This window comes from Exiguobacterium sp. s78 (genome assembly GCF_018618985.1).
GTDB lineage: Bacteria > Bacillota > Bacilli > Exiguobacteriales > Exiguobacteriaceae > Exiguobacterium_A > Exiguobacterium_A abrahamii.
Genome location: NZ_JACSNB010000001.1, coordinates 1,144,862 through 1,171,788, shown reverse-complemented (window position 1 = coordinate 1,171,788; position 26,927 = coordinate 1,144,862). Strand labels below are relative to the sequence as shown.

At 46.1% G+C, this 26,927-nt stretch carries 29 protein-coding genes; 11 read left to right on the top strand and 18 right to left on the bottom strand.

Features of this window, described 5'->3' with window-relative positions; genetic code table 11:
• Positions 1-10: 10 nt before the first annotated feature.
• The gene (locus KNQ18_RS05830; protein WP_251133301.1) at positions 11-1,258 is read right to left on the bottom strand and encodes a polysaccharide deacetylase family protein; all 1,248 of its coding nucleotides are present in this window, start codon (positions 1,256-1,258) and stop codon (positions 11-13) included.
• A gap of 193 nt (positions 1,259-1,451) precedes the next feature.
• Here KNQ18_RS05830 and KNQ18_RS05825 point away from each other — a divergent pair, with 193 nt between their 5' ends.
• Both KNQ18_RS05825 and KNQ18_RS05820 read left to right on the top strand, forming a co-directional pair.
• The gene (locus KNQ18_RS05825) at positions 1,452-2,867 is read left to right on the top strand and encodes an NAD-dependent succinate-semialdehyde dehydrogenase (protein WP_215084039.1); all 1,416 of its coding nucleotides are present in this window, start codon (positions 1,452-1,454) and stop codon (positions 2,865-2,867) included.
• 157 nt (positions 2,868-3,024) lie between these two features.
• Positions 3,025-3,468: an NUDIX hydrolase gene (locus KNQ18_RS05820; protein WP_215084037.1), complete on the top strand. Its 444-nt coding sequence runs from the start codon at positions 3,025-3,027 to the stop codon at positions 3,466-3,468.
• Positions 3,469-3,553: 85 nt separating this feature from the next.
• Here KNQ18_RS05820 and KNQ18_RS05815 read toward each other — a convergent pair whose 3' ends face one another.
• Together KNQ18_RS05815 and KNQ18_RS05810 are read right to left on the bottom strand one after the other, a co-directional pair.
• The gene (locus KNQ18_RS05815; RefSeq protein WP_215084035.1) at positions 3,554-5,569 is read right to left on the bottom strand and encodes a Na+/H+ antiporter; all 2,016 of its coding nucleotides are present in this window, start codon (positions 5,567-5,569) and stop codon (positions 3,554-3,556) included.
• A gap of 56 nt (positions 5,570-5,625) precedes the next feature.
• Entirely contained in the window at positions 5,626-6,534 is a 909-nt protein-coding gene (locus KNQ18_RS05810; protein WP_215084033.1) for a helix-turn-helix transcriptional regulator, read from the bottom strand.
• 83 nt (positions 6,535-6,617) lie between these two features.
• Here KNQ18_RS05810 and KNQ18_RS05805 point away from each other — a divergent pair, with 83 nt between their 5' ends.
• Positions 6,618-7,142 carry a dihydrofolate reductase family protein gene (locus KNQ18_RS05805; RefSeq protein WP_215084031.1) on the top strand — a complete coding sequence of 175 codons (525 nt, stop codon included), beginning with the start codon at positions 6,618-6,620 and terminating at the stop codon, positions 7,140-7,142.
• Between the two features lie 49 nt (positions 7,143-7,191).
• On the opposite strand, the gene KNQ18_RS05800 is transcribed toward KNQ18_RS05805, so the two are convergent.
• Genes KNQ18_RS05800 through KNQ18_RS05790 form a run of 3 tightly spaced genes read right to left on the bottom strand, consistent with a single transcriptional unit; the run spans position 7,192 to position 9,159 of the window.
• Positions 7,192-8,412: a cation:proton antiporter gene (locus KNQ18_RS05800; protein ID WP_023468483.1), complete on the bottom strand. Its 1,221-nt coding sequence runs from the start codon at positions 8,410-8,412 to the stop codon at positions 7,192-7,194.
• 3 nt (positions 8,413-8,415) lie between these two features.
• A complete protein-coding gene (locus KNQ18_RS05795; RefSeq protein ID WP_023468484.1) occupies positions 8,416-8,916 on the bottom strand; it encodes a cation:proton antiporter regulatory subunit in 501 nt (166 codons plus the stop codon).
• Positions 8,917-8,940: 24 nt separating this feature from the next.
• The gene (locus KNQ18_RS05790; RefSeq protein ID WP_023468485.1) at positions 8,941-9,159 is read right to left on the bottom strand and encodes an AbrB/MazE/SpoVT family DNA-binding domain-containing protein; all 219 of its coding nucleotides are present in this window, start codon (positions 9,157-9,159) and stop codon (positions 8,941-8,943) included.
• A 248-nt stretch (positions 9,160-9,407) separates the two neighbouring features.
• Between KNQ18_RS05790 and KNQ18_RS05785 the strand changes: the two genes are divergently transcribed.
• Positions 9,408-9,713: a hypothetical protein gene (locus KNQ18_RS05785; protein WP_215084029.1), complete on the top strand. Its 306-nt coding sequence runs from the start codon at positions 9,408-9,410 to the stop codon at positions 9,711-9,713.
• Here the strand turns inward: KNQ18_RS05785 and KNQ18_RS05780 are convergent.
• Positions 9,696-10,319 (bottom strand): zinc dependent phospholipase C family protein, encoded by a 624-nt coding sequence (locus tag KNQ18_RS05780; RefSeq protein WP_215084027.1) that lies wholly within the window; start codon positions 10,317-10,319, stop codon positions 9,696-9,698. The genes KNQ18_RS05785 and KNQ18_RS05780 overlap by 18 nt on opposite strands.
• Before the next feature lie 3 nt (positions 10,320-10,322).
• Positions 10,323-10,892, bottom strand: coding sequence for a GNAT family N-acetyltransferase (locus KNQ18_RS05775; protein WP_214723420.1), 570 nt, complete (start codon positions 10,890-10,892; stop codon positions 10,323-10,325).
• A gap of 130 nt (positions 10,893-11,022) precedes the next feature.
• Here KNQ18_RS05775 and KNQ18_RS05770 point away from each other — a divergent pair, with 130 nt between their 5' ends.
• The gene (locus KNQ18_RS05770) at positions 11,023-12,234 is read left to right on the top strand and encodes an MFS transporter (protein ID WP_214805070.1); all 1,212 of its coding nucleotides are present in this window, start codon (positions 11,023-11,025) and stop codon (positions 12,232-12,234) included.
• 16 nt (positions 12,235-12,250) lie between these two features.
• On the opposite strand, the gene KNQ18_RS05765 is transcribed toward KNQ18_RS05770, so the two are convergent.
• The 4 genes from KNQ18_RS05765 to KNQ18_RS05750 form a co-directional block, all read right to left on the bottom strand.
• Entirely contained in the window at positions 12,251-12,562 is a 312-nt protein-coding gene (locus tag KNQ18_RS05765) for a DUF402 domain-containing protein (RefSeq protein ID WP_251133300.1), read from the bottom strand.
• Complete coding sequence (locus KNQ18_RS05760) at positions 12,555-12,806, bottom strand: hypothetical protein (protein WP_215084024.1); 252 nt, start codon at positions 12,804-12,806, stop codon at positions 12,555-12,557. Before KNQ18_RS05760 ends, KNQ18_RS05765 begins: the two co-directional genes overlap by 8 nt.
• A 105-nt stretch (positions 12,807-12,911) precedes the next feature.
• Entirely contained in the window at positions 12,912-14,369 is a 1,458-nt protein-coding gene (gene bglA / locus KNQ18_RS05755) for a 6-phospho-beta-glucosidase BglA (RefSeq protein WP_215084022.1), read from the bottom strand.
• A 24-nt stretch (positions 14,370-14,393) separates the two neighbouring features.
• Positions 14,394-16,286 carry a beta-glucoside-specific PTS transporter subunit IIABC gene (locus tag KNQ18_RS05750; protein ID WP_214805074.1) on the bottom strand — a complete coding sequence of 631 codons (1,893 nt, stop codon included), beginning with the start codon at positions 16,284-16,286 and terminating at the stop codon, positions 14,394-14,396.
• Between the two features lie 163 nt (positions 16,287-16,449).
• Here KNQ18_RS05750 and KNQ18_RS05745 point away from each other — a divergent pair, with 163 nt between their 5' ends.
• A complete protein-coding gene (locus KNQ18_RS05745; protein ID WP_214805077.1) occupies positions 16,450-17,160 on the top strand; it encodes a GntR family transcriptional regulator in 711 nt (236 codons plus the stop codon).
• 478 nt (positions 17,161-17,638) lie between these two features.
• Here KNQ18_RS05745 and KNQ18_RS05740 read toward each other — a convergent pair whose 3' ends face one another.
• A complete protein-coding gene (locus KNQ18_RS05740; protein WP_214805079.1) occupies positions 17,639-17,980 on the bottom strand; it encodes a hypothetical protein in 342 nt (113 codons plus the stop codon).
• Between the two features lie 321 nt (positions 17,981-18,301).
• Between KNQ18_RS05740 and KNQ18_RS05735 the strand changes: the two genes are divergently transcribed.
• Positions 18,302-19,687, top strand: a complete 1,386-nt coding sequence (locus KNQ18_RS05735; RefSeq protein WP_058713244.1) for an MFS transporter — start codon at positions 18,302-18,304, stop codon at positions 19,685-19,687.
• 42 nt (positions 19,688-19,729) lie between these two features.
• Here KNQ18_RS05735 and KNQ18_RS05730 read toward each other — a convergent pair whose 3' ends face one another.
• The 3 genes from KNQ18_RS05730 to KNQ18_RS05720 are packed head-to-tail and all read right to left on the bottom strand — an operon-like array spanning position 19,730 to position 21,662.
• Positions 19,730-20,362, bottom strand: coding sequence for an HAD hydrolase-like protein (locus KNQ18_RS05730; RefSeq protein ID WP_214805080.1), 633 nt, complete (start codon positions 20,360-20,362; stop codon positions 19,730-19,732).
• Complete coding sequence (locus tag KNQ18_RS05725) at positions 20,359-20,853, bottom strand: AAA family ATPase (RefSeq protein ID WP_214805081.1); 495 nt, start codon at positions 20,851-20,853, stop codon at positions 20,359-20,361. The genes KNQ18_RS05730 and KNQ18_RS05725 overlap by 4 nt, the downstream gene beginning before the upstream one ends.
• The gene (locus tag KNQ18_RS05720; RefSeq protein ID WP_214805082.1) at positions 20,850-21,662 is read right to left on the bottom strand and encodes an MBL fold metallo-hydrolase; all 813 of its coding nucleotides are present in this window, start codon (positions 21,660-21,662) and stop codon (positions 20,850-20,852) included. The genes KNQ18_RS05725 and KNQ18_RS05720 overlap by 4 nt, the downstream gene beginning before the upstream one ends.
• Positions 21,663-21,791: 129 nt before the next feature.
• Here KNQ18_RS05720 and KNQ18_RS05715 point away from each other — a divergent pair, with 129 nt between their 5' ends.
• Complete coding sequence (locus KNQ18_RS05715) at positions 21,792-22,175, top strand: VOC family protein (protein ID WP_244290037.1); 384 nt, start codon at positions 21,792-21,794, stop codon at positions 22,173-22,175.
• Positions 22,176-22,219: 44 nt separating this feature from the next.
• On the opposite strand, the gene KNQ18_RS05710 is transcribed toward KNQ18_RS05715, so the two are convergent.
• Both KNQ18_RS05710 and KNQ18_RS05705 read right to left on the bottom strand, forming a co-directional pair.
• On the bottom strand, positions 22,220-22,648 hold the full coding sequence (locus KNQ18_RS05710; RefSeq protein WP_058703992.1) for a hypothetical protein: 429 nt from the start codon (positions 22,646-22,648) through the stop codon (positions 22,220-22,222).
• Between the two features lie 329 nt (positions 22,649-22,977).
• Positions 22,978-23,379, bottom strand: coding sequence for an RrF2 family transcriptional regulator (locus tag KNQ18_RS05705; protein WP_047394819.1), 402 nt, complete (start codon positions 23,377-23,379; stop codon positions 22,978-22,980).
• Between the two features lie 291 nt (positions 23,380-23,670).
• On the opposite strand from KNQ18_RS05705, the gene KNQ18_RS05700 reads away from it, so the two are divergent.
• Genes KNQ18_RS05700 through KNQ18_RS05690 form a run of 3 tightly spaced genes read left to right on the top strand, consistent with a single transcriptional unit; the run spans position 23,671 to position 26,845 of the window.
• The gene (locus KNQ18_RS05700) at positions 23,671-25,986 is read left to right on the top strand and encodes a HAMP domain-containing sensor histidine kinase (protein ID WP_149427519.1); all 2,316 of its coding nucleotides are present in this window, start codon (positions 23,671-23,673) and stop codon (positions 25,984-25,986) included.
• The gene (locus KNQ18_RS05695; protein WP_133207422.1) at positions 25,976-26,281 is read left to right on the top strand and encodes a hypothetical protein; all 306 of its coding nucleotides are present in this window, start codon (positions 25,976-25,978) and stop codon (positions 26,279-26,281) included. The genes KNQ18_RS05700 and KNQ18_RS05695 overlap by 11 nt, the downstream gene beginning before the upstream one ends.
• A 12-nt stretch (positions 26,282-26,293) precedes the next feature.
• Positions 26,294-26,845, top strand: a complete 552-nt coding sequence (locus tag KNQ18_RS05690) for a cysteine hydrolase family protein (protein WP_149427520.1) — start codon at positions 26,294-26,296, stop codon at positions 26,843-26,845.
• Positions 26,846-26,927: the final 82 nt, after the last annotated feature.

The window sequence follows — 26,927 nt, the reverse complement described above, 5'->3', positions numbered from 1 at the left end:
AAGGACCATGTCACTTCCGTTCCGGTCGTGCTGGATCAAAGACCTCTTTCGCATCAAAGAATGGATCGAGGACGCTCGTCTTTCCAGCAACGGCTTGACGTAAACGAATCCCATCAACGTTGATTCGAGCTTGGCGGAAGTAGTCGGGTCCAACTTGTTTCCACGCATGTTGACTCGCATCAACATTGAAGAAATAACGGAAACCGCTATCGATGAGTAAACGATATTTCTCACCCGAATACTCATGCCAATCCCCGACATCACTGCCATATGGATAAATCAGTTGCGTCGTTTTTCCGATCAGCGGAGCAACGTCCTGTTTGTAGCGTTTAAGATCCGCACGAATCGTCGCGACTGATTCTTTTCCGACCCAAATATGTCCGTACGTATGACTCGCGAACTGCCAGCCGTCCTCTTTTAATGCGATGGCGGTCTGTTTCGCTTGTTTTCGTGCCGTCTCGACCTGTTTATTGTGTCCATATTGATTGTAGGAGGAACGATACCCGAGCACCCCGTTATAACCTGTGATACCAAGCAACCCTTTTGCTCCTTTATAGGAAAAGTCAGGATGCGACTGGACGAACGCATCGACGATTGGTACGAGATCATAGGCATCATCCGGCTTTCCAACCATCGCGTTGACGATTTTGCCATCCTTCACTTTTAAATTCTTCGCAAATCCATCGCCTTTCATGTATTCGTAATAATTGACGTCGTCCTGCGAGAGCACGAGCGGGTGTTTTCCTTTTGGTAAACGGACGGGTGTCTCGACGATCTTCCCGTTCACCTCTTTTGCTAAATCTGTTGGTCGGACGAGTACGTAGTTGTTTTTGTACAACGCATCCAAGATCCGTTCGAACTCCTGTTGTGTCACCATGTAATCATCGTATCCCGCTTCCTTCCGGTCACCGTCAAATGCTTGGTTTGGATCAGCAATCAATGAATGGAAAAAGAGATGTGGCACAGGTTTCGTCACAGGCAGGAGCGCCTGCTTTTTCTGTTCGTATTCCTCTTCCCTCTGTTTCGTCTCTTTTGTGCGGACGGGTTTCAACACTTTGATCGCCCGGTCATAATCGTACTGGGCAGCGTAACGATCAGCACGCTGTATCGTCTTTTCTATGTATGCCTGTTGCGAAGCTTGTCTTTTTTGCTGTGTCTCTCGTGGTTTTTCCGACTTTTTCTCGCTGACTTCGCTTTCCCCACATCCACTTAGTAGCAGACTCAGCGCCACACCGCCAATGATCCAGTTTCGTCTCATGTTTTTCGACCCCTTCATCAATTTTGACGTTTTCATTCCCCTCTATTCTAACTGTTCCCGATTGTTCAGTCGATTAACTACTTTTTTGAGTCATTCCGTTTCGTTATGACTGTCCATCCAAAGCGGAACTTCCGCTCCTTCATCTTGAGGTGTTTAATGGAGGACGTAATGAAATTCACGGAGGTGCAACAAGATGATAGAAAAGAACTTAATTAATGGTGAATGGTACGACACAACAGAAACGATTCCGGTCTACGACCCAGCAACGAAAGAACTGCTCGGACATGTTCCGGCAAGTTCAGCGGAAGACGCACAACGTTCCGTTGATGCAGCGAGCGAAGCATTCGTCAAGTGGTCAAACGAAACTGCAGACACACGTGCGAATTTAGTCGATGCCTGGTATCGCTTGATCAACGAACACCGTGAGGAACTCGCCCGGATCATGACGACAGAACAAGGGAAACCGTACGTCGAAGCACTCGGTGAAGTCGATTACGGCAATCAATACGTCCGTTGGTACGCTGAAGAAGCACGCCGGATTTACGGTGAAACGATTCCGGCTTCTGTTCCAGGAAAACGACTCTTCGTCGAAAAAGAACCAGTCGGTGTCGTCGCAGCGATCACACCATGGAACTTCCCGGCAGCGATGATCACACGTAAACTTGCACCGGCTCTTGCAGCGGGTTGTACGATTGTCCTTAAACCATCGGAAGAAACACCGTTTACAGCACTTCGCCTCTTTGAATTAGCAGAAGAAGCAGGTATCCCTAAAGGTGTCATCAATGTCCTAACAGGTGACGCGGCAACAATCAGTGGTGTCTGGCAAGCCGATTCCCGTGTCCGGAAGATCACGTTCACAGGTTCAACAGCCGTCGGGAAATTGATCATGCGTCAAGCAGCCGATACGATGAAAAAACTATCACTTGAACTCGGTGGTCACGCACCCTTCATCGTCACGGAAAATGCGGATCTCGATAAAGCCGTCGAAGGCGCGATGCGCTCGAAATTCCGAAATGGTGGACAAGCGTGTGTCGCGACGAACCGCTTCTATGTGCAAGCATCTGTACTTGATGCATTCACGGAAAAATTCACAGCAGCCGTCAAACAACTGCAAGTCGGTAATGGGATGGACGCTGACTCGACAGTTGGTCCATTAATCAATGCGAAAGCCGTCGCAAAAGTCAAAGCACACATCGATGACGCTGTCGCAAAAGGAGCAACGATCCTGACTGGTGGTACGATTGACGAATCTGTCGGCTACTTCGTCACACCGACCGTGCTTGCCAATGTCACTGAAGATATGCTTTGCATGCAGGAAGAAACGTTTGGTCCGCTCGCACCGATCTCTGTCTTTGAGACGCTTGATGAAGTCATCGAACGGGCGAACAACACACCATACGGACTTGCGGCTTACGCGTTCTCTGAACGCATCGATGAAGCATTGATGCTCGGAAAACGACTCGAATACGGGATCGTCGGTCTGAACGATGGTGCGCCATCAGCTGCACAAGCCCCATTTGGTGGCTATAAAGAGAGTGGTCTTGGCCGTGAAGGTGGCGTCTACGGCATCGAAGATTATCTCGAAGTCAAATACTTGTCGCTCGGTTAATCCATCAGACATTTCGTTTGAAACGAACCATCTTTATTCATAGGTAACCCCTCATTTCTAAATCGAAATGAGGGGTTTTTGTACGGCTGATGCTTACATACTATTTTGTAAGGTATGATTGAATTCAAATGATTATACGAAAAGGAGTGATTAAACAATGGATGTCATCACATTCGGGCAGAGACAACAGAACCAACACTACATCACGAGACCTGCTGTTTATGCGGTCATGCGCGACCCTCAAACAGGTAAAATCGCCGTCATTCAAAAAAAGGACGGTATGTTGTTTCTTCCAGGTGGCGGTATCGAGACCTATGAGACGTATAAAGACTGTCTTACAAGAGAGGTACTAGAAGAAACGGGGATGGACGTCGAAATCGGTGATTTCATCGGACGAGCCAATCAATATTTCTATTCAAAAAATGAAACGACATATTATTTGAATGAAGGGCAGTTCTATCGTTGCGATGCTGGGCAGAAAATTCAAAGTCCAATCGAGGATGATCATGCCTTACGATGGATCGACCCGGTTGAAGCAATCGAACATCTATTTCACGACCATCAACGCTACGCAGTCCAAAAGACGCTATACATGATTTAAATCAAGACGCACAAAAGGAGCACGATTCTCTTTTTCAGAGAAAACGTGCTCCTTTTAAATATGTGACAAACGAACAGTCTCGTTGTTATTCGACGTATTCGTAGAGAACGACACTCTCGATGTAGTGAATGAAGCGACGTAATTCCTTCTCCTCTTCGTTCGAGAGATCCCCTTCTTTCGACATATTCGCGATTTCAAGACGCTGAACTTCGATCGCTTTCAAGCAAAGTTCTTCTTTTTGCTGATCGACGTCCTTGCCACCGATTGGTGACGACCAACGCGTATGTTTGAAGCGAAGTCGTTTATAGAATTCCAGCACACTTTGAACGACGTCTGGTGGGTACGATGAGCGGCAATTCTCGAGACGTTCGATCACTGTGCCCATTACCTTTTCATACAGTTCATGCTCGACTTGTGTCATTTGAATCAACGCATCAGACGACATGTTCGATCGTTTCCGTTTCCACCACAATTTACGAATCGGTTGGACGATTTGGAAACGCGAATCCTTGCCGATCGCCTTACGACGGTTTTCGATCGAGCGGAAGACATCCTTCTTCAACAGATCCGGCACCTTGTGCTCAGCGACGAAACGTTTTGATTCTTCCTTTTCCCACTGGACGGCTTCCAGTCGCAATGCTTTCAATTGATCATTGAATTGATCGAGCTCTTCCTGACTTTTTTCCTGTGCCCGAAGTAACCGAAGCATGACATGATACTCATTAAGGAGATCAAACGCAACGACCGCATTATCTTCGTCCGTCACTTGTTTGATTTCTGAGATTGCACGGCGAATCATTCGTTGTTTTTGAGCGTTCAAGTCGAGTGCAATCGGTGTTGACGCTTCTCCCCGGTTCAAGACCGGTAAGAGAATCGTTGCGAGAACGAGTGTATAGATGATGACACCCGCTGCAAGGAAGATGATCAATGAGCGTTCCGGGAAGGCTTCGCCGGACTCCGTCAAGAACGGTAATGACAAGACCCCTACCATCGTGATCGTTCCGCGAACCCCGACCAGTGTCGTGATTAAATCTTGTTTGAAGGACGGTCGACGATGATCGCGGTCCTCTTTTTTAAAGAACCGATGATCGAACCAATTGAAGAACATCGTCCAGACGAGACGGATCGCGAGAATGAATGAACCGATTTCGATGACATATAGCATGAGACGCCAGTTGTTGATCGCATCATCTGCAAAAATCTCGCGTGTCGCTTCCGGCAACGTCAAACCGAGCAATAAGAAGATAATCCCGTTTAACGTATACGCAATCATCGTCCAGATGTTATCCGTCAACGTCTGCTCTTGTGCAAAGAACGTTTCCGTCCGTTCTTTGATCAAGGCATGCAAGATACCACCTGTCACGACGGCGATGACGCCTGACGCGTGAAACCCTTCTTCGGCGATGAAGAAGATGATGAATGGCGTTAAAATTTGCAATAAGGCATAAAAGACGACATCTTCAATGCCGGCGCGACGCAAGCGAACCTTGAGAAAGTTCATCGCGAGTGAAATCGTCAATCCGATCAATGCTCCGACGATGAACATGTAGAAGAACTCAGTCGTTGCGCTTTGAAGCGAGAAATACCCCGTGACGACAGCAGCGACCGCATAACTGAACGCAACGAGTCCCGATGCGTCATTGATCAGCGATTCTCCACGGACGAGCGTCAGAATCTGTTCTGGAATCTGGACACGTTTCGCAATCCCGTTGACGGCAATCGGATCGGTCGGCGATAAAATCGCAGCTAAAGCAAAGGCAGCAGCGACTGGAATAACTGGAATCAACCAGTTGATGAAGTACCCTCCGACGATCGTCGTCAACAAGACGAGAATGATCGCGTTCCCGAAGATCGCTGTCCGCATCCGCCATAAATCTTCTCGTGGGAAGTGAGAACTATCGTTGTAAAGTAACGGTGCGATGAATAAGAGGAGGAACCACTCGGATTCGACCTCGATTGTCAAGCCACTCATCAGGAGAGCGGCGACGGTTCCGGCAATGATTTGAATCAACGCCGTTGGGATGAAACGGATGTAATGTCCGATGACTTGCGTCAATAAAATAAGCGCAAGCATCAATAAAATCAATGATAGTGTTTCCATGGAAGACCCCTTCCTCTATTGTTTCTTTCTACCTATATCCTAACATAGTTTTTTAATCAATCCTGTCCGAACGCCTTATCGGACCGTTGCACAGCAATCATTTCTTCTGCTTGACGAATCAACTGCTCCCGGAGTTCGAGTGGTTCAAGGACTCGCACTTCCGGACCGAGCCGCATCAATTGGCGTCCGAGATACGGCAGTTCGGTTTCCGGAACCAACCATGTTCGTTCCGACTGAATCGGTAAAATCCCCTCTAGCAACCGTTCGCCTAATGGTGATACTTCCAGTTTCACCGTCGTCATCGGTACACGTGTCATGTCTTGTTCCAAATCTGAAAAGGTTAACTCGGTTGCTGGCAACTCATGAAGCGTCACGTCTTTGATCCGATCAACACGGAACTGGCGATACCCTCGATTCGTCTGTCCATAGAAGTACCAGCGATTCTGTTCGAACGATAAACCAATCGGATCTACGACGATCATGCGTTGTCCTTTTGTCGTCTCATACAGAATATTCCCCATCCGTCCGCTCTCTAACAAGTCGAGTAACGCTGGATTTTGCGGCGACGGTGGTGTGTCGACCGTTTGAAAGCGAAAGCGGTCTTTCCATTTTACAATCTGTTGCTCCGTCATTTTCGGTAACTCGTTCGCATAGCGTTCAGCGACTTCCTGTCGAATCGTACCGAATGGAAAATCGGGAATCTGTCCGACCCATTCCAGAAGGATGAATAAGACAATCGTCTCTTCATCCGTCAAGACGAGTGGCGGCATGTTCCGGTGCGGCAGCATCCGGTAACCCCCCGCTACGCCTGGTTCGCTGTAGATCGGATAACCATTTGCTTCAAGTACCGTCATGTCCCGTTGAATCGTCCGGATCGACACCTGACATTCTTCCGCAAGCATCCGTGCAGAGAAGTGTTCCCCCCGGTTTAACAAGCGGACTAAACGCCATTGTCTCGTATTCATACATTTCCTCCTCAAATAACGACATCTTTTGTCGTCATTATACGCTAAGATGAAGTCACACGATGCAAAAGGAGGAATTATGGATGTCACAACCTACGACCGTTCTTTATATCGCTTGTAGTCTTGACGGGAAAATTGCCAGACTCGATGGTTCACTTGATTGGTTATTTGCCGTTGCCGGAGACGGGGATAATGGTTATCAAGCGTTCTATGATCAAGTCGGTGCCGTCATCATGGGACGAAAAACATATGATGAAGTCCTACAACTCAGCGAGACATACCCTTACGCAGATATTCCGAGTTATATCTATAGCCGGACGCAACGAACGTCTGAGACGGTCACCTATACGGATGAACCGCTCGATCAACTGCTCGACCGGATTTCGCCAACGATCGAAGGTAACGTTTGGCTGATCGGTGGTGGCGAGTTGATTCAAGAAGCGTTGCGCTTAAAGCGCATCCGCTCGATTGAACTGGCGATCGCCCCTGTCATCCTTGGAACAGGTATCCCGCTGTTTCCGGAAGGAACGAATGAAACCAATCTTCGTTTGACAGCGAGTCGCCATTCGGGACAATTCCTGATGGCGACGTATAAAGTCTTGACTTAAACAACAACAACCGGTTCGGGAAAGCGAACCGGTTGTTCGTTTATATCAGTCAGGCATTTTTCTTCGTCTTTTTCGCTTTTGGTTCCGTCCACTTGAAGATTTTATTCATGACGTTGTAAATCCGTTTTGATTCCTTCGTCATCAACGGTCCGAGAATGGCGAGAATCAAGACATATAAAGCAGAGAATGGTGACAAGATATCCATCAATCCACCGGCGATTCCGAGATTCGCGACGATGATCGAGAACTCCCCGCGCGAGACGATCGTCAAGCCGATGTTTGAGGATGCTTTGTGTGACAAGCCTGCTTTACGTCCCGCAATCATACCCGCCACGTAGTTCCCGATGATCGTGATGACGACGGCACCGAGTGCGAGCCAGACGGCGTCAAGTAACATCGTCGGATCGATGCTCAATCCGAAACTGAAGAAGAAGATCGCACCGAAGAAATCACGGAATGGTACGACGAGATGTTCGATCCGCTCACCTTGGTCGGTTTCTGAGAAGACGAGGCCGAGTAACAACGCCCCGATTGCTTCTGCAACATGAATCGTTTCCGAGAATCCGGCGATGAAGAACAAGGCAGCAAAGACGACGATGATGAAGACTTCATCCGAGGCGATCTTCAGCATCTTATTCAAAAGCGGTGTTGCCTTCCGAGCGACGATGAAGAACAACAACATATAGCCGAGGGCGATCAAGATCGATGTGAGGGATGCGAGTAATGTCGTCCCACCACCGAGAAGCAGTCCCGATAAGACCGACAAGTAGACAGCGAGGAAAATGTCCTCGAACATGATGATTCCAAGAATCAATTCCGTCTCCGTGTTACCAGTCCGGCGGAGATCAACGAGGACTTTCGCCACGATCGCACTCGAGGAGATCGTAATGATTCCGGCGATGACGAGTACTTCATAGAGTGGGAATCCGGCGATGAATCCATAGAGTAAACCACCTGTAAAGTTAATCGATAAATAGATCGTTCCGCTCGTGACGATCGATTTTCCAGACCGGATCAACTTACCGATCGAGAACTCGAGTCCGAGATAGAACAAGAGGAATAGGACGCCGATTCGTCCGAGGAAACTGATGAACTCAGCACTTTCAATGAACTTGAAGTCTAGTATCCCGATTGTCGGAGCGTGCGGTCCAACAATCATCCCGAGAATAATCAGAAACGGGATGATTGAGAAATTGAGTCTGTTCGCGAGCACTGCCGCGATCGCCACTAAGATAAGCGCGGTACCGACTTCAAATATGAGATGATCCATATATTATCCGCCTCCTTCGATTGAGAATAATGCTTTCGTGATGTGACGGACGTTTTGACGTTCTCCTGACAGGACAATCGTATCTCCCGCTTCAAGGCGCGTTTCTGGTCCAGGATTTAACGATTTCGAACGGTCATGTTTAAGCACTGCAATGATCGAGATGTCATATTGGTTACGGACATCGAGTTCCCCAATCGTTCGATTGTTGACCTTTGAATCCTGACCGACTTTGAACCACTCGATGACGAGATCATCAAACGCGAGTTCAATTTTTTCAAGATCCTTTGGCTTATAAGATAATCCTCCGAGAATCCCTGCCATCTGACGAGCTTCTGCATCATTGAACGTCACGCTCGAGATGCTCTCATCAAAATCATCGTCATCATAATGATGCATTTCGCGTCGTCCGTCGTCATGGACGATGACGACCACCTTATCTCCTCGTGTCGTGATGCCTTCGAACTTCCGTCCGATTCCTGGTAAATCTACTTCTCGCATATCCATCTGTTATTTCCTCCTTTTTATTTTTTACAAATGATGATTCGCTTTGTGGATGAGCGTCTTGAACGTCTCATCGCTCAATATATCTTGAAGGTCATGCAGCTGTTTCAAATCCGCTTTCGCCATGATGACAAACCCGTCCTCCTCAATGAATGCCACGCGATCTCCTTCCTCCACTTGCAAGGCCTGCCGAATTTTTTTGGGGATGGTGATCTGTCCTTTTGACGTTAACTTTGATAGCTCCATCACGAACTTCCTTCTTTCTGTGTTTTTTCTTGTATTCCTTACTTCCTTACTTTTCTTATTTCCAATATAACATAGTTCTAAACTTATTCCGAGTGTTTTGCTTTGAATTAAAATTTAAAAATCGATTTTCTTTTTGTTCAACCGTATTCATACGATTATTTTCAAGACATCTTACAATAAACATAGAAAAACGCATCCTAATCTAAATGGATGCGTTCTTCGTCTTATTGTTATTCGGAGGTGATTTTATGTCGCAATTATTTTCAATTGCGTTTGTAATCTATATTTTATCGTTGATCATGGCAGCGATCTATCTTGTCCATAAACGAATCGTACCAGCTATAGTCGCTGGCTTAACAATTCTCTTCCTGATTCCAACCGTCAGTTGGACCGTCATGGTACTTTTTGTATTCGCTTTATTCGTCACACCAGTCATGGATTGGTTTGAAGGTTTAGAAAGTCTGATTAACCTGATGTGGATTGGTCTGTTGAACGGATGCTGCTACATATTATTCGGGATCGTCAAATGGGTCATTTCAATGATTCGGAGATGATTCTTTGACCAGAACTATCTTTAGCCCTTTTTCACCTAAGTGATGGAAGGAACGTTCAATCGCTGTTTCGATGTATCCGTCCAATTGATGCGGCAACAAGATATCATATTCTTGTGGCAGAACGGTTCGTCGGTCCTCTTCTACCTCGCTAACAAATTGTGGAAGTGCTTTCCACCTCGACTGTACACTCACTTCGTGAAGCGCTCCGTTGATCGCTTGTTCATTCCAGTTCACGAACGGAGCGATGCGTGTATTGTACCGCCTAAAATCATCATGATATCTTGAACCGATCGAGGCGTCGGCTATGATCGCTTGCCGCAACCAGGTCATATAAAATCCGCGTAACCAAATATCGTCTGCTATCAGATGGACGTAATAGCCAATTCGAAAAGATGGATCCCAAGACGTCGAGTCTCTCCAAAATGCTTCGTAGTCAATTGTTCGTGTCCCGTTCGCTAATTCACCCGTATAATAGTGGGCTTGCTCCTTCTCGTCATGGCGTGCATCAGGAGCGATCGTACCTATAAGGAATCGAGCAGGGTCTAGTTCCGGAAGTAACGTAATCAATCGTTGTCCGATGTAGGCATGCATCAGTCGTGAACCCATCGCTTACCTTCCTTCATAATCACTGCGCGTGATCGCATAAATCTTTAAGTCCCAGAAACGCTCTTTAACGAATAAAGCACTCCGCGAGACTCCTTCGAACGTCATACCGATCTTTTCCATGACACGAGCAGATCCATCATTTGCAACAAAACAACGGGCTTGAATGCGCTCGAGTCCGAGTGTCTCAAAACCGTACTGTACGAGACGCGCTGCTGCTTCCGGCATCAAACCCTTCCCCCAGTAATCGCGCGACAGCGCATAACCGAGTTCTGCTTGCTGTTGCTCAAACGAGACTTTGATGAAATCAATCGTTCCGATGACTCGTCCGTTCGTTTTGTCTTCAATCGCCCAAGGTGCCGGATTCCCTAGTTCGTATTGGCGAAGGATGTGATCGACGAATTGCTCAGAATCCGTGAGGCTTTTATGCGCATGCCAGCTGACATATCGCGCCGTCTCTTCATCTTTCGTGTAGGCATAGATATCTGCTGCATCTTCTGTGCGAACCGGTCGCAAACGGAGTCGCTCCGTTTCAAGTACAGGCAAAGCTTGATATAAATCGATGGTCGTTAACATGATTGAACCCTTCTTCCTTTGATTTTTTCCAAGTATACCCACTCTTCTATAAAAAGTATAGAGATATACGAAAACGTTATCAGAATTTTCTGGTATACTATTGGAAAATGATGTAAGAAAGGGTGTTGTCATGTCTTCTAGGGAACGAACGCTCTTAAGTGCGCTCGGTATTTCACAGTTTGGTGACTTCATTTATCTCGTTGCGATCAACGTATATATCTATCGATTGACCGGCTCAGCGTCAGCCGTTGCTGCCCTGTGGATCATCAGTCCAGTCGTATCTCTCGTCATCAAGTCGTTCGCAGGAGGTTGGGTCGACCGATCCGACTTACGTCGACTGTTGATTCAGACTGATGTGTTGCGTGCTTTCTTAATCGGTATCATGCCATTTCTACCATTATCGTTGCTTTACATCGACTTGATCGCCTTAGCCATCATCAAAGCGGTCGTTGAACCGGCAACGTTGACCTACATCACGACGCTTGTTCCACAAAACGATCGGACGTCGTTTAATGCCTATCGTAGTCTGATCACGTCAGGTGCCTTTTTGATTGGTCCGGCTCTCGCTGGAGGACTGCTCTATGTTACTTCTGCTGATGTTGCCATTTGGCTCAACGCTGTCTCGTTTCTCGGATCAGCTGTCCTGCTGATGCGCTTGCCGCGTTTTACCGCTTCGGTCGAACGAGGGATGCGGCTGCAAGACATTATATCCGATTGGCGGCTTGTCTATCAGTTCAGCAAAAGCGCACGCTACGTGATCGGATTATACATCCTCGCGATGCTGATGATGATTGCGACACTTGCACTTGATACGCAAGAAGTCGTCTTTTTACAGCGAAGCATCGGCTTATCGGAAACCGATTATGGTTTACTGATGAGTCTGACTGGGATCGGTTCCGTCGCCGGCAGCTGGGTCGTCGCCCGCTACGCCAAAACACTCTCCGTTCGGATGATGCTGACGATTGGCTATGTGTTCGTCGCCGTCGGTTACATGCTGTATGCGAGTGCGAATTCGTTTTCAATCGTCTGTACTGGTTTCTTGTTGCTCGGTTGTTTCCACGCATTTGCGGGAACCGGTTTCCTGACGTTCCAACAGACGAATATTCCACTCCACTTAATGGGACGCTTTACGAGTCTATACGGTGTCGGTGTCAGTCTGCTACAGATTCTAGCGATCGTCGCAATCGGTCTGCTCGGTGACATCTGGTCGATTCGTTTCAGTACGATTCTATTTGCCGGTCTCCTCGTGATCGTGACGATCTGTTTCCTTGGATGGGTTCTCCTCCCGCGCAAGCAACAGTATTTCGCAACGAACGAGATCAACGAAGAACAACATGCCTAAAAAACAGGGAACCCCGTCAACGCGGTGTTCCCTGTTTGAGTTGCTGTTTCATCACTTCTGCGTGTGCGACGAGCGGAAAAGATCCATCTTGTAATTGTTTCTGCAGTTGTTTGGCTTCCACCCAAGCGAGCGCATATTCCGCTTCTGAGACAATCCCTTGCTCCCGTGCTGCTTCCAGTTCATCCACATCGACTAACAAGACTTGTCCCGATGGCAAGGCGATGAGATCGAGAAACAGATCCTCCCAGTAGACTCGTCCGTCCTCTAATCCGGTACGTAGACAGATATCGATATAGGTTTGTACTAACTGACCCGTGGCGTCATACATCGAGGTCACGGCATGATGGGCATCGATTGGGAATTGTTGTACCCAGACGTACCCAGACGTAACCAGCGTCAGCGATTCGAACTATTTCGTCACCATAACGGACATCTAACGGTGAAGTGACTTCAATCAGTTGAAGGAGTGTCACATGTCCGTTGAACACCTCGTTTTCTACCTGTTCATGAACATAGTGTCGTTGTGTGATGCGACGCCAGTCACGTCGATCGGCATAGCGTTTTTTGATCATTTACCGGTCCCCCGTTTTTTCCTTAGTGTGCCATACCCCACTTCTTTCTTATTCTAATTCTTTAAAAAAAGGGGCAACGGATTTTTTCCGTTGCCCCTTACTTCATCATTTTGCCGTCTCTGAACCGTATAACGCAGCACCATTCGTCTCGATGACGTGACGGTACCAATCGAACGAGTCTTTTTTCATCCGTTCCATTGATCCGTTGCCTTCGTTATCCCGATCGACATAGATCATGCCGTAGCGTTTTTTCATCTCACCTGTCGTAAAGGAGACGATGTCGATGACGCCCCACGGCGTGTAGCCAATCAATTCGACGCCATCTTCGAGCACGGCTGCTTTGAACGCTTCGATGTGCGCACGCAAGTAATCGATCCGCGCTGTATCATGAATCTGACCATCCTCGATCGTATCAATCGCACCGAAACCGTTCTCGACGATGAACAACGGAATCTGATAGCGGTCGTACAGACGATTCATCGCATAGCGCAGACCAACCGGATCAATCGCCCAGCCCCAGTCGCTCGACTGGATATATGGGTTCTCGACACCATTCGCGAGACCACCGTTGACGATGTTGCCCGTGTTATTGACGACAGCATCATGTTTGACGGTCGTCGACATGTAGTAACTGAATCCAAGATAATCGACCGTTCCGTTTCGTAAGATTTCTGCGTCACCGTCTAGGATCGGAATATCATACCCTTCCCGTTTGAACTCATTCAACGCATAAGACGGATAGTAGCCGCGGACTTGGACGTCTGGGAAGAAATAGCGCTGACGCATCGATGTCTCAGCGAGCAGGATGTCTTCCGGGTGCGATGAGTACGGATAGATCGGTACGTGTGAGACCATTGCTCCGATTTCGAAGTCCGGGTTGATCGCTTTCCCTTTCGCGACGGCAAGTGCACTTGCGAGTAACTCGTGGTGTCCCGTTTGATACATGACTTCCATCGCGTTCTCTTCCGGGTCGAGGAGGACACCGGAATTCGTCCAGAGGAATAATGGATTGCTGACGTCCATCTTGTTGTTGATCTCATTGAACGTCATCCAGTACTTAACCTTGTCTTTGTAACGTGTGAAACAGACTTCCGCGAATTTTTCGAAGAACAGCGCTACTTTTCGGTTTCGGAATCCACCGTATTCACGTGCGAGGTGGAGTGGCATCTCAAAGTGCGACAATGTGATGATCGGTTCGATGCCGTATTTCAGTAATTCGTCGAAGACGTCATCATAGAACTTCAGTCCTTCTTCGTTCGGTTCTGTCTCGTCCCCGTTCGGGAAAATCCGACTCCAACCGATCGATGTCCGGAGACACTTCAGTCCCATCTCAGCGAACAGCGCGATGTCCTCTTTATAACGATGATAGAAATCAATCGCTTCATGGTTCGGATAAAATTCATCCTCTTCTACTTGATCCGTGATGCGACGAGCGACACCGTGCGCCCCTGCCGTCAATACATCGACGACGCTCGGTCTTTTTCCACCAGCGTTCCAGCCGCCTTCGAATTGATGCGCTGCTAACGCACCGCCCCATAAGAAATCGTTTGGTAATGTCTTCATCTTCATGTCCTCCTTCTATTTCTCTTACTTGATGATCGTCAAGATTTCTGTGTTTGCCGTCGTGACCGTCTCGTCCGTCGGTAGGATTTGCGCATAACTCTGCGTGTTCGTGATAATGATTGGCGTGATTGTCTCAAGTCCATGCGCTTCAATCGCTGTCGCATCAAACGTTACGAGTAGATCGCCTGTCGTCACGGATTCGCCTTCTTTGACGTGAAGCGTAAACGGTTTACCGTCGAGCGTCACGGTCTCAAGACCGACATGGATCAAGACTTCGACACCACTCGTCGAGCGTAATCCGATCGCGTGACCTGACGGGGCGACCATGACGACGGTACCGTCAAACGGAGCCGTGACCCGGTTGTTCGTCGGACGAATCGCTACCCCTTGTCCCATCGCACCGGAAGCAAAGACAGGATCCGGTACATCTGATAAAGCAACGATTTTTCCTTCAAGTGGTGCGCGAAGCGTCTCTTCGTTTGTCAGAGTTGCGCTGACTTCCTGTTTTGCAACTGGTGTCGCTGTACTTTCAGGTGCTACGACTGGAGCAGCCTGCTCCCCGAAACCGAACACTTGAATCAAGACGATCGGTAGAATCAAGGCAATCGCCGTTCCGATCAATAAGCCGATGATCGACGATGGATAGTCGGAATCGATGCCGTTGACGAGCGTCAATGGTCCCGGTAATCCGGCGTAGGCAAAGTAATACGGTTTAAAGAAACTTGCCGTGACAGCGCCGATTGCTCCCGAGATACAGCCATAGATGAACGGTTTTTTAAAACGGAGCGTCACCCCATAGATAGCCGGTTCCGTGATACCGAAGATACCTGTCAGTCCGGCTGAAACCCCGACTTTTTTCGTTTCTTTGTTACGTGCTTTCAAGATGACCCCGATGACAGCACCGATTTGGGCGATGACAGCAATCGTTTGGTAGGCTTGGAACGAGTCGCGACCATATTGCTCAAAGTTTGCGAGCACCATCGGCGTGACACCCCAGTGGACACCGAAGATAACGATGACTTGCCAGAAGCCACCGATGATGAGACCAGCTACCGCAGGAGCATTCTCCGCTAAGTAGTTATACCCGTTTGCGATCCCTTCTGCACCAAGTGTCGTGATCGGTCCGATCAAGAGAATCGTAAGCGGCACCATCAACACCATGCTGAAGAATGGAACGAACAACGGACGAATGACTTCATGAATCGTCTTGTTCAGGAATCGCTCAACATAGGACAAAATCCAGACGAGGAATAATGGCGGTAAGACCGATGACGTATACGTCGTACCGGATAAAGCGATTCCTAGGAACGTGATGGATTCACCGGCAGTGATGCGTGCTGCGATATCTGCCCATGTTGGACTGACCAGTGCCGCACTACAGGCGACCGCGATGAAGGCGTTGACCTTAAAATGATTCGCTGCCGTGATGGCAATGAAAATCGGCAAGAACGTAAATGGTGCCCATGAGATGAAGCTGAAGACTTCATAAGTACCTGTCTTCGCAAATGCCGGAAAAGCGAGCGTCGTCAAAATCAAAGTTCCCTGCAGAATCCCCGCTGCAGCTAAGATGTAGACGAACGGTGCAAAGACGGCTGACATCGTCGCAATGATTCGGTTGAGGACCGTCCCTTTCGGCGCCTCTTCCGTTTCTGGTTGCTCCAAATCGACGAGCTTCAAAAATTCTTGATGGACTTCTCCGACGTGTTGACCAATGACGACCTGAAACTGCCCGCCAGACTCAACGACCGTAATGACGCCAGGTAGTGCACTGACTGTTTCCTTAGCTGACGAATCCGATCGTTTCAAGACAAGACGAAGTCGAGTTGCACATCGGACGGCGCTGATGACGTTGTCTTCGCCACCGACAGCTTCTAATATCGAATGCGCCAATTGTTGATAATCGCGAACCTTGCCCATATCGTGTCCCTCCCCTGAATATGACGCTTGAATACCCTTTCATTTTAATTGTACATGCACAATTAATCAATACATAAATAATTAAATTTAACATGTTATTAATCAACAGAAGGCTTATGCTATACTAAAGAAAGAAAAAGTTCGCAAGAAAAGAAGGTGTCCTATGCTGAAATACCAACAGACGGCTGATGAAATCGAACGGTACATAGAACAACATGAGTTGAAACAAGGGGACAAACTACCGATTCTTGAAGAGTTGATCCGGCAGTTCGCCGTCAGTAAGACGACGATGACAAAATCACTTGAGTTACTCGAACGAAAAGGAATCATCTTTCAAGTCCGCGGAAGCGGGATTTTTGTCCGGAAGACGAATCGCACCGGCTACATTCGTCTGTTCTCGACCCAAGGATTCAAGCAGAATCTCGTCGGTCATACGATTGAGTCGACCGTTCTTGCACTCGAATCAATGTCTGCAACGAATAACATCGCGAAGAATCTCGGGATCGAGGCAGGTGAGACGGTTTATTACGTTAAGCGAATCCGCTACATCGACGGCAAGATCCTCTGTCTCGAAGAGTCTTACTATCGCCAATCAATCGTTCCTTACTTAAATCGTGAAATCGTCGAGCAGTCAATCTTCGAATACTTAGAGACGGCACTCCAATTGAATATCGGGTTCTCGGATATGTACATGCACGTCGGGAAGTTAAGCGCTGAGTCGGCTCGTCATCTGGATCTCACCGAGAGCGATCCTGCCATGACGATCGAGACGGTGTTTCATTTGACGAACGGTCGTCCGTTCGACTATTCCGTCATCACATACCACTATGAACATTCACAATTCGTCGTTCAGGCAAACGGACTATATCTTTAACAAACGAAAAAAGTAAAAAAGCGAAGTCTGATGATCGTCTTCATTTTACTGAAGACGTTGCATCGGATTTCGCTTTTTCTTTTAAGAAACTAACTAAAATTAATATACAAAACGGATAAATCGCTAAAACGACAATCAATAATAAGCCAAGAACTGGGCTCGGAAAATCAGTAGGATACATGACTGGGAACCACTGACTCAATGCATACGACATGAAGACAAAATACGGTATCCAACTAAAGGAAAACGACCAAGTAAGTCGACTTCGAACTATTATCCCCTGCATCAGACGAATAGGTGTAAAGAATAGGATCATACACACCGTGATCAATAGAAAATCCATTAGGTAAAAAAACTGATATGATGTTCCCGTTATGCGGATAATACGTTCAATGTTTAATGTCATCTCAACAGGAAGAAAGAGCATCAAGGCGAAAAACAGACTCCATCCGTTCCATTTTACAAATAATCGCATGCTTTAAATAACGATCTCTTCTTTACTCGATTTCTCGAGATACAGTTCCCCATCAAACGTCGTCAAGGCAATCACTTTCCTGTCTTTTTCATACCATGCTGTCGCTCCTTCACGATCGAGTTCTTTCCAACCGGCTTGGCGAATCCGAGTTCCATAGAGTAGACCCGGTCCATCGGTTTCCGAGACAAGACGCGTTTTGATTTTCCACTCACCTTGTTTTTCAACTGCCGTAGCAAATCGTGGCACTGGAAAACTGGATACCTTCGATTCTTGAAATCCAGCATACCAACCACCGACGACTACAATGAGCCCAAGACATATAATGGCGATCCATTTATTTTTCATAAGCATTCTCCTTTACTTTCCACCCTCATTTTAAAATTACCAAAATATAGTTTTCTTACCCTCATCCTAAAGACGGATTACTGATTTTTTCGTTGTGAAAACACATGAAAATTATTTCGAATTTATGAAAACACCCAAAAAATTTTCAATTTTTTTCATAAAAAATGCACACCTTTGTTTGTCCTTAGAGTCGCAACGGTTTGACAACTCCAGGCACAGAGCCATTTTCAATCATTTTCAAGTGGTTAAGCACATTAGCAACTTGACTTCATTTCCTGCTATGGTACGATACGAACTTATTAAAGGGAGTGAACAGAACTTATGAAATTCAGAAAAGAAAAAGTCAATGTCGTTGACATGAAGCAAACCAAAAAAAGTGTCTACGCGACCGGAATTGGGAATGCGATGGAATGGTTCGATTTTGGTCTTTATTCCTATCTCGCAATCATCATCAGTCAAAACTTCTTTAGCGCTGTCGAAAATGATGAACTGAAGCTCGTCTTTACGTTTGCGACCTTTGCGATCGCTTTTTTAATGCGACCAATCGGCGGAATCGTCTTTGGGCGAATTGGAGATCGACTCGGGCGGAAGGTCGTCTTAACGACGACAATCGTTATGATGGCTGGTTCGACGCTCATCATTGGACTATTACCGACCTATGATCAAATCGGAATTTGGGCACCGATTCTGTTATTGTTAGCACGTATTTTACAAGGATTCTCGACTGGCGGTGAATACGCCGGTGCAATGGTCTACATCGCTGAGTCATCACCAGATAACAAACGAAGTGCTCTCGGAAGTGGACTTGAAATCGGTACACTCGGTGGATATATTCTCGCTTCATTACTTGCTACAACACTTTTTGTCACCTTATCGGATGATCAAATGGCATCTTGGGGATGGCGAATTCCCTTCATTCTAGGGGCACCACTCGGTTTATTTGGTCTCTATTTACGTCGTCACTTGGATGAATCACCGATCTTCGAAAATGAGATCAATGAAAATACAGAAGAACCCGCGACATTCCGCGAAATCCTGCGTGACCACAAACGTGATATCATCGTTTGTTTCATCGCTGTCGCCTTCTTCAACATTACGAACTACATGCTCTTGTCCTACATGCCATCGTACCTCGATGAAGTCATCGGCATGTCAAGTTCGACAAGCACGATTCTCATCACCGGTGTCATGGTGATCATGATTCCGCTCGCTTACTTCTTCGGGAAGCTTAGTGACAAAAAAGGCAATCGCAATATCGTTCTTTTCGCGTTAGCCGGACTATCGTTGCTTTCAATCCTGTCGTTCTTCTTGATTGGTCTTAAACCACTCTTGTTCGTCGGGATCGGAATCTTCATCCTTGGCTTCTTCTTGGCGATCTTTGAAGGAACGATGCCAAGTCTTCTACCGAGTATCTTCTATACGGATGTCCGTTACCGGACGCTATCCGTGACGTTTAACGTCTCTGTCTCGATCTTCGGTGGAACGACGCCACTCGTTTCGACGTGGCTCGTCCATACGACACAAAACCCGCTCGCTCCTGCTTTCTATTTAACAGCAGTCAGCGTCATCGGCTTCGTCACGTTCTTCTTCTTCTTTAAGAATACAGCTGGTAAGGCACTGAAAGGGTCGCATCCGACTGTATCGAGTGAAAAAGAAGTCGCGTCGATCGCGAAGAAACCAGACGATGCTCTCTGGTGGGCAGAATAATCGCTATAAGTAAGAGCCGTCTTCCACAGAAGACGGCTCTTTTTAATAAACAGCACTCAACTCTTTTACGACGCGGTCCGCGACTGCGAGTTCCTGCTCTTGCGCAAAATCGAACTGACAACCGATTGCTACCAGTCCGTTCGCATGCGCCGCTTTGAAATCAGATAAGCGGTCACCGACAACGTAGCCTGACGAGATGTCGTGCGTCTTACAAATCTCCCGTACGAGTGCTGATTTATCACCGGAACGGATGTCTTCGATACTATAGACATGATCGATATAGGATTCGAGTCCATATGTCGTCACGATCGCTGACAAGTAGGACGGCCACCCATTACTGGCGATATAAACGGAGTGACGCGCTTGTTTCAAACGACTTAGCAACTCGACCGTTCCCGGATATAGGCAACCATGCCCCGCCTTGACTGCCTGCTCTATGCTACGTCGAAACTTTTGATCCGCAGCCTGTTGGTCTGTGGCTGAAAAGTCCGGTAGTAACGTCTGCCAGACTTCCGGTAACGAGACGCCCATGATCTGCTGATAGAGGGCGACTGGCGTCTCTCCCTCCCAGCTCCCCGTCTGACGCAACTCATGAAAGACATCTTCTAGCGCATGCGCCAGCACGGCATTCGTTTGAAACAACGTTCCATCCATGTCAAAAATGTAGTGTGTCATTCGCTCTCCCCTTTTTGCTCTTGTTTTATTTTCTGAATCATGGCTTCTATCGATGTATCCTCAGCAATCAGACGATCCGTTGGGCGGTGATCCCGATCAATCCACCAGCGTTTCATATCCGTCTCAGAAAACTCCGTCGGCTGGCGCATCGCATGGCGACGAATAGTTTCTTCGAATGAGACGTCAAAATAATACGCCGCGTAACGTGACGTAAAGCGACGTTCCAACCGGTCAATCATCTCACCGTACCAGTCCTGTGCAAGAATGCCTTCCAGCAGAATCGTCGCGTGGCGTCCGTCAGCAAGTCCGACCAACTCCTCGATCCAGCGAATCGCCGGATTTCCTGGTCCATCTTTTACGTTCAACATCTCCCTGCGGATGACATCTTGTGACAACAGGATGCTATCCGGTAAAACCGATCGTAACGCTTTGGCAAGCGTCGTTTTTCCACTACCAGAATTCCCGCGAATGACGATCAAGCGCGACTTCATGTCGTGAACCAGTCCCCGTTCAAGGCAGCAATGTACCGCTCTGCAGAGAGTGCTACTGCCTCAGACGCGCCGGTTTCGATTTTCCGATGAAAGGCGTCATATAATTTTTCAAAGTGAAGCGGACGTAACGTTTCTGCTATTCGCGCGACCGTCTTTGCCGGAAGCGGAATCACATTCGGATAGCTGTACATAAAACTGACCCATGCCCGATCGGCAACGATCCGAATGATGTCCCCTGTCAACAATAGCCCCGCCGATGCGTCTTTTCGTTCACAGATGACTGCTCCTTTGAAGTGACCACCGACGCGATGTAACATCACATCTTCCGCCAATTCCAAGCGTTCACCACTCCAGAAGACGATGCGTTCGCTTGGTCGCGTCACGAACGATGCATCATCTTCATGAATATAGATCGGCACGTCAAAAGTCTCCGCCCATTCGACTTGTGTCGCGTAATAATGCGGATGTGATAAAGCAATCGCCTGAATTCCGCCTAATTTCTCAAGTTGCTCTTTCGTTGTTGAATCAAGATATGTAATGCAGTCCCATAACAGGTTGAACGATTTTCCTTGGACAAGATACGCCGTCTGACCGATACCGAACGCCGGTGTCGTCTGAATCGCATAGACGCCTGCTCCGTCGTCACTAATGACGTTTTGATATGTTCCTGACGTTTGCATGGCAGCGAGCGTCGTCCACGTTTGACCAGTTGGATTGACATACTGTCGTTCCTCTAAGCAAATCGGACACGTTTCACGTTGCGGATTAATTTGTTCGACACCACACGTCGTACAGATGATGGTTTCCATATTATCATTCCTTTCCCATTCGTAAATGATTTTCCTGATATATCATACCATATTCCATTTATAGGGATTGAAGGAATTAAGAGGTGGTTATCGAAAGGAACATGTATGAAAACAAAGGAGGAGATGCTCATGTCAATTTCGACCCACCTTATTGCGCCCCGCTTGAACGCTGTCTTTTTGCATGTTCAGGATGTGAAATGTGCCGCCGCTTGGTATCATCAGTTACTACAGCTCCCGTTTGATGCATCGCGCGTCTCGTCACCTGTTTATAATCTCCCACTCGAAGGTCCAACGAGTTTGACGCTTGATGATCATTCGAATGACGCAACGTACCAACATCATCCCTCCCCTCATGCCTTATTTAATTTTTATACGACGGACATCGATGCCTCCTATCAGTTCGTCTTATCACTACAAGCACCCATCATTCGTGACATCGAACGTTTCGATAATTTTGCTTACTTTACGTTTGCAGATCCCGACGGCAACGTCTTGATGCTCTGTACAGGGTAAGACAAAAGCAGGCCGAACCACTGATGTGGCTCGACCTGCTTTGTTTAATAAGACGTTCGATCATCATTTATGACGCTTTGAAAACGTTCTGTGAACCGATTGATCGCCTCTTCAGTATCAAGAATGCCAGAAAACCAGATCTTTTTGTCTTCCGAAAATATAAGATGCAATGACCCTTCTATTGTAGACTCCACATTAAGTGTAGCAATCGTATCTGACTTCAATAATGTCTTTTGTGATAGAGTGACCAGTTCATTTGTCAACGTTTCGCGTGTATCTTCTGACGTTTTTTCATGAAGAAGATCAACTGTTTTATGAAGCAATACGGCTTTTGAGACACGCGATAAATTCAACTCACGAATTTCAAAAATGTAGGCGTCCTCATATTCATGATGACGCTGGACGATGAATCGTGGAGAATGCACTAAGTGTTGAATGAAGTGAACGAACATTTCGATGGTCATTTCGGACATACCGAAACCCTCCCTTTTACGTGGATCAATGGACGAATGCCTTTAATCCTTTATCTGAATGGACAGTAAGAGTCCTGTATAAAAATCAAGCAGGTGAATTGGAAATATCCCCTCCTTCCTGTAAAGTTATACCACAAAAACAAGTACAAAGTGTACATGTTTTTGTTTCAAAATTAAGATTCGAATAGCGTCCGAATCTTGTTTATAGTAACATAAAAGATACTAGTTTTAATCATAATTAACATGATGATCTGATAAAAAATCTGCATGACTTGAATATGTACACGGATAAAGAGTCAGAGATCATCTATCCCTCTCTGACTCTTTCTTCAGTCGTTCATCGTCGGCGCGATTAAATCTTGTAACGTGTATGCCTGCAACGCGTCCGTAAAGGACATGAATGCTTGATCGAACGCTTGACGTGTGTTTTGCAAACTACCATTTTTATTGGGAACGGTCACATTTTCAAGATAGGATACTTCTTCAAATAAATGAACGATTTCTCCTAACGTAATCGTCTCTGGCGATTTCGCTAATTTGAATCCACCATTACGACCTTGTACGGAAATGATGAGACCAAACTTGCTCAATGAATGGACAATCTTCATCAAATGATTTTTAGAAATATCATAATGGGTTGCCACTTCTTGAATTTGTACGAGCCGATTCGGATGCGACGCTGCGAAAATAAGCACACGAATGGCATAGTCCGTAGAGCGAGTCATCTTCATCCATTTCACCTTCTTTTTCTTTCCTTTATATAAACATAGTACAGAAGCTTACTCATTTTCACAATCAATAGTATGGCTTGAAGTGTCATGTCGAGTGATTTTGCACATATGTATATCGTTTATCTTAAAGGATATGAAGTGTCAAAATCTAGGGATTTTTTCGGAAAAAGGCAAAATGATATTTTAATCGATGAAGCAATTCATGCAGAATGTTTAATGTCTATGATAAGATTTCTTTAAACATGTATTTTTATTGTTTGTTTATATATCTTTTTAGAAAGAGGTCTAGTCATGAAGTGGCTTTCATCAAGTCTGTTCCATCGATTTTATATCCTATTGTTTTCGAATTTCTTGATTTTTGCAAGCATCGGCGTCTTAACATTCTACTTTGCTCAAAAAGAGCTGGAGCAACACCGAACTTCATCACAGAAGATCACATCACAAAAAACGCAAGCTCGCACACTATGGAATGAAGCACAACAAGTCAATCTTCAAGTCCAACAAATCGACTTTAATGATCAAACCGATCTTAAGCAGGTCAATCAGCGGTTGGAACGCTTACAACAACACGTTCAATCATTTAATCAACGTTATTCAGATCCATCAGACGAACGCTTTACGCGTCAACTTGTTCAATTTTCAAGATTTTTAGAACTGGAACTCACCTTACAAGTACTCACGGATAATCAAAAGCTGGTTCAACAATCTGACTCCGCTATCAATGACTACTTTCGATTGATTCATAATGAAGAGCGAAAAGCACAACAATCACTACAACAAAGAACCGTTGAAGTTTTACGCTACGCCTTTGGTGTGATGATCATTGCTTTTTGCCTTCTCAGTTACTTGATTTTAAGACTTGTGCGGTCTTTTCGAACGGACTTACTTGACCTCGTCGATCAAACGAAACACCCTGACCGATTGGAGCAGAACGATTTTCAGAACCGTCACGATGAGATTGGTACACTTGGGCGATCGATGCAACAAATGACAACGTTGCTCGCCTTTGAACACCAGCAAACGCAAGCTGTCAATTCACAACTCCAAGAGTCTTTCTATCAACAAAAAATAATTGAGCGACAACTTCAATTTCAAAACCAGTTAGCTACTCAAATTTTACGTCATCAATCAATGACAGGTCTTCACACGTGGCTACAAGCAATCGGTAGTCATTTTCGGGCGACGCATATCTTTTTTTCACCACAGTCGGAAAGTTTTGAAGCTGTCCATATCGCACTATCAGACGAACCGACTTATGACCAAGAACGGCTAGAGTTAGAAGCCAAGACCGAGCTAGATACATCGATCCATCTAATTGAGGAAGAACAATTGACGTTGTGTGCTCTCCCATTACACAGTCCGTCAAAATTCATCGGTACATTGACGTTACAATTTCATCATCGTTTCACCGAGACTATCGCACTTCAGAAAACGACACATTTATTGAATATCGGGTTGATGCGGTTGCTTGATGACATCCGTATAAAAGATCACCATCAATTAATTCAACGCATTTTAAATGGTCTTCGAGAAGCTATATTGTTCGTCGATGTGACGAACACAAATATCTTTACGAATCACATGTTCCATCAATTGTTCCCGAACTGGTCACCATCTGAAAAACAATCTGAAAACTTAGCATTCGTTATCGAAGCCTTCGAACCGTTGATTCTCGAAACAGATGCGTTGCATGTATATGTCGAACAAATCAAAGCAGGCTTCGAGCATGCATCAATCGTTCCGGCTCAGGATTTCTCAATGCCAGATGATCGTCATGTACGACTTTACACAGAATTTTTGCCCGATCGTCAAGGTATTTTATTTGTTTTTCGTGAACGCACAATTGAAGTCAACCATGCTAAAAAAGAGCAAAACTTCATTTCGGTTTTATCTCATGAGCTACGAACGCCGCTTGCCTCCATTGAAGGGTTTAGCGAACTGATGTTACACCGGACATTGTCTCCTTCAAAGCAGCGCAAATACTTAGAGACCGTGCGAAGTGAGACGCAGCGACTCAGCCAATTATTAACCGAATTCCTAGATTATCAGCGACTTAGTCATCAAAAAGAATCCTATCATTTGGTATCATTTTGTATTGAACGTATGCTCATTGAGTTAACCGAGTGGTTGAACGTTTCGACATCGACGCATCATTTACAAATCCAAACCGACGGACCTTGTCTGATCACGGCTGACCAAGAAAAAATCCGGAGAGTCTTATTAAACATCTTGAATAATGCGATAAAATATTCTCCCGTTGATTCAAATATCCAAGTCTCGCTAGCGTGCTGTGAATCTGAAATCGTCATCACCATTAGCGATGAGGGATATGGTATCCCAACTCAAGATCTTCCCTATCTGTTTGATCCCTATTACCGCGTCGAACAGGCAGACCACCTTCAAGTTCAAGGAACAGGTCTCGGTTTACCGATTTGTAAGGAAATCATTGAGGCACATGGCGGACGTATCACCGTTCATTCAGAAATCGGAAAGGGATCCGACTTTTTTATCCGTTTACCTCGTGATGAAGAGTGGAACACAACCAATAACATGTATAAGAACAGTATGAATAATCTACAACTAGGAAGTGAAGAACGTGGAAGCTGATTTAAATCAAATCGTTCGCTGTTTGAATCAAGATTTTAAACAGCAAAAAACTGTCTTCAGTGCAATGGCATTGAAAGAGACCAACCCCTGCATCGTCTTGATGGAAGATCACCGCAAAAGACTGCTGAATGACGCTTTATATCAATACCCAGATTTCATCGCAGAGTTGGAATCCCTCATCTATCGTTGTTTAATTGATGTCCGGGGAGCCCGTGAATCAGCCTCCCCTTCTGAGATTTTTATCTCTAAAGCCCAGCTCTATTCACCTTATCATTATTTAATCACTTTTTTATGAGAGGAGTCCGCCATGACTGTTCAAGAAAATACAGCATTGTTGATCATCGATGTCATCAATAAGATGGATTTTGAAGGAGCTGAGCAGTTATTGCAACAAACGCTCCCTGTCCTTGAACCACTCTCAAAATTAAAACAACATTGTAAACGTCAAAACATCCCGGTGATTTACGTCAATGACAATTTTGGTCTTTGGCAGGAAAATGTCAATCAAATCATAGATGAGTGCCGCGGTGGTCTTGGAGATGTACTCATCGAGACAATGCACCCAGAAGAGAACGATTACTTCATCATCAAGCCAAAACATTCAGGTTTTTTCGGGACCCAACTTGATATTTTATTAAAGCATTTGGATGTCTCACGTCTTATCATCACCGGTCTAACGACGGATATGTGTATCTTATTTACTGCAAACGATGCCTACATGCGAGAATATGCCATTCATGTTCCTGCAGACTGTACGGCAGCAGAAACCGCCGTTGCAAAAGATCATGCTTTAGAAATTCTCAGTTCGACATTAGCTCTTGATTGCTCCTCAAGTTTAAGCTTGATGGAGGGGGAATGACGATATTGCATTATTTTTTTGAAACGTTTAAAACTGCATACGAAATACTGCCTTGGCACTATCCCAAACTTGTTCATAAATC